6 protein-coding genes are annotated in these 5,829 nt (G+C 65.7%); all 6 read left to right on the forward strand.

The window, feature by feature from the left end; all coding sequences use genetic code 11:
• The coding region (locus ASC87_RS25855) for a flagellin (protein WP_255359239.1) at positions 1 to 438 on the forward strand (438 nt) is incomplete at its 5' end.
• 240 nt (positions 439 to 678) lie between these two features.
• Entirely contained in the window at positions 679 to 1,530 is an 852-nt protein-coding gene (locus ASC87_RS25860; protein WP_056669752.1) for a flagellin domain-containing protein, read from the forward strand.
• A gap of 238 nt (positions 1,531 to 1,768) precedes the next feature.
• On the forward strand, positions 1,769 to 3,205 hold the full coding sequence (gene fliD, locus ASC87_RS25865; protein ID WP_082568950.1) for a flagellar filament capping protein FliD: 1,437 nt from the start codon (positions 1,769 to 1,771) through the stop codon (positions 3,203 to 3,205).
• A 203-nt stretch (positions 3,206 to 3,408) separates the two neighbouring features.
• A complete protein-coding gene (gene fliS / locus ASC87_RS25870) occupies positions 3,409 to 3,828 on the forward strand; it encodes a flagellar export chaperone FliS (RefSeq protein WP_235582296.1) in 420 nt (139 codons plus the stop codon).
• A 53-nt stretch (positions 3,829 to 3,881) separates the two neighbouring features.
• The gene (locus ASC87_RS25875) at positions 3,882 to 4,181 is read left to right on the forward strand and encodes a flagellar protein FliT (protein WP_056669761.1); all 300 of its coding nucleotides are present in this window, start codon (positions 3,882 to 3,884) and stop codon (positions 4,179 to 4,181) included.
• Positions 4,182 to 4,218: 37 nt separating this feature from the next.
• The gene (locus ASC87_RS25880; RefSeq protein ID WP_235582297.1) at positions 4,219 to 4,986 is read left to right on the forward strand and encodes a flagellar brake protein; all 768 of its coding nucleotides are present in this window, start codon (positions 4,219 to 4,221) and stop codon (positions 4,984 to 4,986) included.
• Positions 4,987 to 5,829: the final 843 nt, after the last annotated feature.

Raw genomic sequence — 5,829 nt, forward strand, 5'->3', positions numbered from 1 at the left:
ATCCTCGGCGCGGACGCCACCGACCTGACGTTCCAGGTGGGTGCCAACACCACGACCGACGACGTCATCACCGTGTCCACCACCGACATGACCGCTGACGCCACGATCACCGCCGTGACCGCCGGCACCGCCGTGATCGACAACACTGCCGATGCCACCGCGATCGCCACCGTGATCGACAGCATCGACGACGCCATCGACACGGTCAACAACAAGCGCGCCGAGTTCGGTGCCACGCAATCGCGCTTCGACGCGGTGATCTCGAACCTGCAGCAGTCGGTGGAGAACCAGTCGGCCGCCCGCAGCCGGATCATGGACGCCGACTTCGCCTCGGAAACCGCGAACCTGTCGCGCTCGCAGATCCTGCAGCAGGCCGGCAACGCGATGGTCGCCCAGGCGAACCAGGCGCCGCAGCAAGTGCTGTCGCTGCTGCGCTGATCGACCCACCTGCACCCGGCCTGGCGGCCGGGGACGTGGGGCAGAGGGCGGAAATGGAGGGGGCTTTCCCTTCATTTCCGCCCTTTGCGTTGGGGGGCTCGCTTCGAGAATCGTATCTACGGGTCTGCGGTGCGAATTGCCGGCCTTGTGCGCCGCCACATGGGAGAAATCTTCCGATGCGGCGGAACGCAATGCCGGTCATCGAACCGGGAGTCATCCGATTCTTGAAGGAGTGCTTTCATGCCACAGACGATCAATACGAACATCGCGTCGCTGAACGCTCAGCGAAACCTCAACTCGTCGCAGAGCGCGCTGTCGACTTCGATGCAGCGCCTGTCCTCGGGCCTGCGGGTGAACTCCGCGAAGGACGACGCGGCCGGGCTGGCCATCGCCGAACGCATGAACGCCCAAGTGCGCGGCATGAACGTCGCGGTGCGCAACGCCAACGACGGCATTTCGCTTTCGCAAACCGCCGAAGGCGCACTGTCGAAGGTCGGTGACTCGCTGCAGCGCATGCGGGAACTGGCGGTGCAGGCGCGCAACTCGACCAACAGCAATGACGACAAGGATTCGCTGAACAAGGAGTTCGTCGAGTTGCAGCGCGAGATCTCGCGCGTGCTCGGCGGCACCACGTTCAATGGCCAGACGATCCTCGGTGCGGATGCCACGTCGCTGACGTTCCAGATCGGCGCGAACACCACCGCCGACGACACGATCACCGTGACCACGACCAACATGGCGACCGACCCGTCGATCGCATTGGTCACCGATCCGACCACGCTGATCGACAACACCGCCGACGCCACCGCGATCGCGACCGTCATCGGCAGCATCGACGATGCGCTCGACACCATCAACAACACCCGTGCCACGTTCGGCGCCACCCAGTCGCGCTTCGACGCGGTGATCTCGAACCTGCAGCAGGCGGTGGAAAACCAGTCGGCCGCCCGCAGCCGGATCATGGACGCCGACTTTGCCGCGGAAACCGCCGCGCTGTCCCGCGCGCAGATCCTGCAGCAGGCCGGCAACGCGATGGTGGCGCAGGCGAATCAGTTGCCACAACAGGTCCTGTCCCTCCTCCGTGGTGGCTGATTGAGCCCCCCAGTCGGCTAGCGCCTCCTGCCCCCGAGGGGCGACCCCGGGTCGGCCGGCGGAGCCGGTCCTCGCGGGTGGCTTGATCTGCGGCTTTGCTGCGCTCGCCTTGTCGTGTGCGAAAAAAATTTGCGTCGGGGGGCTAAAGTTCTCCCGGGTGCCGTCGAAAACGGATCATCTGGGGAACCCCCGGGTGATCCGTTTTTGTTTTTGCTGGTTGAGTTAACCGGAGTTCGCCATGGCCATCTCGTCGACTGGTCTGGGCAGTGGCCTGGATGTGGAATCGATTGTTTCTGGACTGATGGCGGTCGAGCGCAAGCCGGCCGCGCTGCTGGAAACCGCCGCGACAACGATGAAGTCGCAGTTGTCCACCTATGGGCAGTTGCAGAGCTACGTCTCGGCGTTCCAGGACAAGGCGCGGGCACTCAACTCGACGACGTTGTGGGCCCAGACCGTGGCAGCGTCGAGTGACGCGACCGTGGCCTCGGTGACCACCGGCACGAACACCGCGGCGGGCAGCTACAGCCTGACGGTCAGCGAGCTGGCCACGTCGCAGACGGCCAGCACGGCGGTCTTCCCGTCGAAGGAACACTCCCTCGGCCAGGGGCAGCTGACCATCGACCTCGGCAGCTGGACGGGCGACCCGGCCACCTTCGGCCTCAAGGCGGGCTCCACGTCCGTCACGATCGACATCGGCCCCGGCGAAAGCAGCCTGGCGGCGGTGCGCGACAAGATCAACGCGGCAGGTGCCGGCGTCACGGCCACCGTCATCTATGACGCGACCGGCGCCCGCCTGTCGATCCGGTCCACCGAGACCGGTGTCAACAACGGCTTTCGCATCTCGGCGACCGAGACGGTGCCCGGCGATGACGGGGGGCTGGGCCTCTCGGCGCTGGCGTACGACCCGGAGGGTGGGGCCAGCAACATGATGCTGAACCAGACCGCCAAGAACGCGAAGGCCAAGCTGAACGGGCTGGACATCGAGTCCGCCTCCAACACGCTGGCCGACGTGGCCGACGGCCTCACGATCAAGCTGCTGAAGGTGTCCGCCAGCCCGGTGGACCTGACGGTGACGCAGGACACCGAGTCGATGAAGACGAAGGTGACCGAGTTCGCCACCGCCTACAACGACCTCGCCAACTTCATCGCCACGCAGACGAAGTACAACGCCGACAGCAAGGTGGCCGGCAAGCTGCAGGGCGACCGCACCGTGATTGGCCTGCAATCGCAGATGCGCGAGATCCTGCGGGGCACCAGCACCGCGACCTCGGCGTTCGGTTCGCTGAGTCAGGTGGGCCTCGAGGTGCAGACGAACGGCACCATCAAGATCGAAACGAAGAAGCTCGATGCGGCGCTGGCGAAACCGGCGGAGCTGCGCAAGCTGCTCGCATCGTCCGACACGACCAGCGACACGTCTTCCGGAATCGTGTACCGCTTCAACAAGCTGGCTGACCAGGTGCTGGGGGCCGAAGGCCCGCTCGAGACCCGCACGGCGGGCATCCAGTCGAGCATCACGCGCAATGCCAAGCGGGTGGAAGCCATCGATGACCGGCTCGCGCAGACAGAGAAGCGGCTGCGCGCGCAGTACCAGGCGCTCGACACCAACATGGCGAAGATGAGCTCGCTCAGCAGCTACATGTCGCAGCAGCTCAGCCTGCTGTCCAGCAGCAGCTGACGAGGGTCCCGGGGTTCCCGCTCGAATCGGCGCTTCGGCGCCGATTGCATTTCCAGATGCACAGTGAACGCCTCGGCAGGCGTGCGTGGAACCAAAGCGGGAATTGATGCTGAAAGCCGGTTCAGCTGCCGATTCAAGTTCGCACGCCGAGCGTCGATAACTTCAGCAAGACGCACCAACCACTTCGCCCCATGTACGCATCCATGTCCACTCCTTTCGGCCGTTCCCGTACACCCGTCAATGCCTACCGCATGGTCGGTGTCGAAACGGGCGTGGTGACCGGCTCGCCGCACCAGCTCGTCGCGATGCTGTTCGAAGGTTTCATGGATTCCGTTGCGCAAGCCCGTGGCGCCTTGGCACAAGGCCACCTGGAAGCGAAGGGCAAGGCCATCGGCCGCGCCGTCCGTATCATCGAGGAAGGCCTGAAGGCCGGGCTCGATGTGCAGGGGGGCGGGCAGCTGGCCGTCGACCTGCGTGACCTGTACGACTACGTGACGTTGCGTCTGACCCAGGCCAACCTCCGCAACGATGCCAAGTTGCTCGAGGAGTGCCGTGCGCTGATCGAGCCCTTGCAAAGCGCCTGGGTGTCGATCGGCCCGCAAGTTGCCGAGGCCCGCAAATGACGCAACACAAGCAACGCAACGTCCGCCCTCATACTTTTGTGCCGGGAGCCCCCATGAACTCCGCCTTGTTGAACTACTACGAAGCCATCGAACGCGCGAGCGCGGACATGTTGTCGGCCGCCCGCAACGGTGACTGGGACCAGGTCGTGAAGCTCGAAGGCGCTTGCGCCGTGCTGATTTCACAGCTCAAGCATGCTGCTTCGGCGCAGAATCTCGGCAACGAAGAGGCTCAGCTGAAATCGCGCATCATGCAGCGCATCCTGATCAACGACGCCGAGATCCGGCAATTGGCCGAACCCTGGCTCGAAGACCTGGACGGCCTGCTGGCGGGCCGCCCGAAGTCGGTTCACTGAGCCTTGCTGGCAGGTACGCACACCCAACGGAGGTTCCGTGGATCGTCCCCTCGACACGCTGCCGAAGTCCCTCGACGCGCTGGCCTCGGCGCCCGGGGCGCTCGATGATTTCCGCATCACGTCCTCCGCGGAAGTGCTGGCCCTGCTCAAACAGCTGGCCGATGGCAACGTGCTGGTCAACCTCAACAGCAGCAACGGTGGGGTGTACACGAGCACCGTGTGGGCGCTCGACCCCGACCGCGGCACGCTGAGCTTCTCCGCCGACGCGGACGACAACCAGGTCCAGGCACTGGTCGAGTCCGAGGATGCGGTGGCCGTGGCCTACCTCGACAGCATCAAGCTCCAGTTCGACGCCCACGGCCTCGTGCTCGTGCGCGGTGGCCGTGCCAGCGCGCTCAATTGCGCGTTCCCGCGCGAGGTGTTCCGCTTCCAGCGCCGCAACGGTTTCCGTGTGCGCCCGCTGTTGCGCGCCACGCCCATGGCGCGTGTGCGCCACCCCATGATCCCTGACATGTCGCTGCAGCTGCGGGTGCTCGACGTCAGCATCGGCGGCTGCGCGCTGTTCCTGCCTGACGACGTGCCACCCTTGCAGCCGGGCATCACCATCAACAACGTTCAGATCGACCTGGACGTCGATACCCGCATCACCACGACGCTGCGCCTGCAGCACGTGACGTCCATCCAGCCTGACTCCCGCGGCGTGCGCCTGGGTTGCGAGATGGTGAACCCGTCCAGCGACGTGCTCCGCGGCCTCCAGCGCTACATCGACCAGACCCAGAAGCGCCAGCGCATGATGAGTTTGTGAGGATGAGGCCCCCTACGGCGCTTCGCGCCGGTCCCCCCATGGGGAGCCCACGGTCGCCCGGGGGACCCGGGCTCGGTGGTAGCTTGATCTGGCGCTTCGCTGCGCTTGCTTTCCTGGCGTTCGCGACTCGGGGCTTCGCTTTGCTCGCCTCTTGTTGCGGGTTCGTCCCTTCAGGGGGACGAGCCCGCATGGCGAGCGAGCGAAGCGATGCGACGCCCCGAAACGCACGCAAGGCGTTTCCTCGCACAGCCCTGTCGTCCCGGCGCAGGCCCATTGCTGTCCGGGGAAAATCAACCTGAACGGCGGCGTTGCCAGGAGGCATCGGAGGTGCGGCCGATTCACCGACGGGTCGACTCAMTCRCAGCGTKGTCATCCCGGCGAACGCCGGGACCCACTGGACGGGTGGGCCCGAGCGTGTGATGCAGAGCAGGTGGTGCCTGCAGCGGGCCCAAACGTTCCACGCTGTCGAGAGAAGCRTTGAGGCGGGGGGATCAGGCCAGATGTGACCGGAACGTCGCCGCGCCTGGACGCAGTGGGTCCCGGTGTTCGCCGGGATGACCCGAGATTTTCCCCGGACAGCAGTGGGCGAACGCCGGGACCCACTGGACGGGTGGGCCCGAGCGTGTGATGCAGAGCAGGTGGTGCCTGCAGCGGGCCCAAACGTTCCACGCTGTCGAGWGAAGCRTTGAGGCGGGGGGATCARGCCAGATGTGRCCGGRACGTCGCSGCGYCTGGACACGGTGGGTCCCGGCGTTCGCCCACTACTGTCCGGAATAATTTCCCCCTCAGTTGAACAGGGGCGGTTGGGCGGCGGCGAAGGCTTGCGCGGCTTGCCTTCGTCGT

The organism is Rhizobacter sp. Root1221 (assembly GCF_001425785.1).
Lineage (GTDB): Bacteria > Pseudomonadota > Gammaproteobacteria > Burkholderiales > Burkholderiaceae_C > Rhizobacter.

Bases quoted from the DNA above. Each gene is read 5' to 3' on its own strand.
- fliS (WP_235582296.1), top strand. From the start codon at position 3,409: ATGTCCACTCCTTTCGGCCGTTCCCGTACACCCGTCAATGCCTACCGC.
- fliD (WP_082568950.1), top strand. From the start codon at position 1,769: ATGGCCATCTCGTCGACTGGTCTGGGCAGTGGCCTGGATGTGGAATCG.
- ASC87_RS25860 (WP_056669752.1), top strand. From the start codon at position 679: ATGCCACAGACGATCAATACGAACATCGCGTCGCTGAACGCTCAGCGA.
- ASC87_RS25875 (WP_056669761.1), top strand. From the start codon at position 3,882: ATGAACTCCGCCTTGTTGAACTACTACGAAGCCATCGAACGCGCGAGC.